Annotated in this window: 2 protein-coding genes; both read left to right on the top strand. The window is 67.8% G+C overall.

Translation table 11 applies throughout. The features are described 5' to 3' along the window. The coding region (locus EPIR_RS19350) for a condensation domain-containing protein (RefSeq protein ID WP_240987384.1) at nt 1–473 on the top strand (473 nt) is incomplete at its 5' end. Continuing rightward, a partial coding sequence (locus tag EPIR_RS17845; protein WP_240987383.1) for a non-ribosomal peptide synthetase occupies nt 418–2218 on the top strand: 1801 nt, incomplete at its 3' end. The genes EPIR_RS19350 and EPIR_RS17845, both read left to right, overlap by 56 nt.

Raw genomic sequence — 2218 nt, 5'->3', positions numbered from 1 at the left:
TGCTGGCACGCTTCCATCCGCGCCACTATCGTCTGGATCTCGGCCAGGCCCCGCTGCTGCGCCTGATCGCCGCGCGCGACGGTGACGGCCGCTGGTACGCGCTGCAGCTGTGGCATCACCTGATCGGCGACCATGCCGCGCTGGCGATCCAGCAGGAAGAGATTGTCGCTTTCTGCACCGGTCGCGCAGACAGCCTGCCGTCACCAACGCCTTACCGTAACCTGATCGCCCAGGCCCGCCTTGGCGTCAGTCAGCAGGAACATGAGCAGTTCTTCCGTACCATGCTCGGCGATATCGACACGCCCACGCTGCCCTTCGGGCTAAGCGACGTGCATGCCGACGGTCAGGGCGTACGTGAAGCGCACCTCGCGCTGCCGGATACCCTGAACCGTGGCCTGCGTGAGCAGGCGCGCCAGCTTGGCGTCAGCCTGGCCAGCCTGTGCCACCTCGCTGGCGCACGCCAGCGGCAATAGCCAGGTGGTGTTCGGCACCGTGCTGCTCGGTCGCCTGCAGGCAGGGCCGGAAGCGGACCGCATCCTCGGTCTGTTTGTTAACACGCTGCCGCTGCGGCTGAATATTGACCAGCGCGGAACGCGTGAAGCGGTACAGGAGACGCACGCCGCCCTGAGCCGTCTGCTGGGCCATGAACATGCCTCGCTGGCGCTGGCGCAGCGCTGTAGCGGTATTGCCGCCCCGGCTCCGCTGTTCAGCGCCCTGCTGAACTACCGTCACAACGACACCGACGTCACGCAGCCGCTGATTAACGGGGTTGATATTCTGACTATGGAAGAACGCACCAACTATCCGTTCGTGCTTTCAGTCGAGGACAACGATCGTTCGCTGGGACTTACCGCCCAGAGCGTGGCGGACGTGCCGCCGGAACGCATCTGCGCCCTGATGCAGCAGGCGATGCTGTCGCTGCTTGCGGCGCTACAGCAGTCGCCAGAAACCCCCGTTCGCCATCTGAACATCCTGCCGCCGGAAGAGCGCCGCCGGCTGCTGCTGGACGCCAACGTCACCCCGGCCGACCCCGGCACGCGCTGCCTGCATCAGCGCCTTGAGCAGCATGCCGCCCGCAGCCCGCACGCCGTGGCGCTGGCCTGGGATGGCGGTACGCTCAGCTACGGCGAGCTTAACGCCCGCGCCAACCGCCTTGCCCACCGCCTGCTGGCCGAAGGCGTGCAGCCCGACAACCTGGTGGCCCTGTGCGCCGACCGTTCGCCGCAGCTGATGATCGGCCTGCTGGCGATCCTCAAGGCCGGTGCCGCTTACCTGCCGCTCGACCCCGCCTATGCCGGAGAGCGCCTGGCGTATATTCTCGACGATGCGCGCCCCGCGCTGCTGCTGGCCGATGAGGCCGGACGCGCCGCCCTCGGCGACACCGCGCTCAGCGCCATCGCGCTGGAGCGCGCGTCCGACGACGACGCATGGCCGGCGGAAAACCCCGGCTGCGCCGTCGCCCCGCACCATCTCGCCTACGTCATTTACACCTCCGGCTCCACCGGCCAGCCGAAGGGCGTGATGGTCGAACACCGCCAGGTGGATCGCCTGTTCCACGCCACCGCGCCAACCTTCAGCTTCAGCGAGCGCGATACCTGGTGCCTGTTCCACTCCTTCTCGTTTGACTTCTCCGTCTGGGAGATCTGGGGCGCGTGGTACTACGGCGGACGGCTGGTGATCGTCCCGGCGGCGGTCACCCGTTCCGCCCCCGACTTCGTGCGCCTGGTGTGCGAGCACCGGGTCACGGTACTTAACCAAACGCCCTCGGCGTTCAGGGCCTTTGCCCGCGCCGAAGCCGACAGCGGCCTGAGCCATCAGCTGCGCTGGGTGATTTTCGGCGGCGAGGCGCTGGAAACCGCCAGCCTGCGCGAATGGTATCAACGCCACGCGGAGGATGCGCCACGGCTGGTCAATATGTACGGCATCACCGAGACCACCGTACACGTGACCTGGCACCTGCTGACCCGCGCCGATACCGAACTGACGCACAGCCCGGTTGGCCAGCGCATCGCCGATTTACGCCTCTATCTGCTGGACGAACGGCAGCAGCCGGTGCCGACCGGCACCACCGGTGAGCTGTACGTCGGCGGTGCCGGGGTGGCACGCGGCTACCTGAACCGCCCCGAACTGAGCGCGGAGCGCTTCCTGCCCGACCCGTTCAGCCCGCTTCCCGGCGCACGCATGTACCGCGCCGGTGACCTCGCACGCTACCTGCCCG

Origin of the sequence: Erwinia piriflorinigrans CFBP 5888, assembly GCF_001050515.1 — a bacterium.
Taxonomy (GTDB): domain Bacteria; phylum Pseudomonadota; class Gammaproteobacteria; order Enterobacterales; family Enterobacteriaceae; genus Erwinia; species Erwinia piriflorinigrans.
This window is presented reverse-complemented; position numbering and strand designations above follow the sequence as displayed.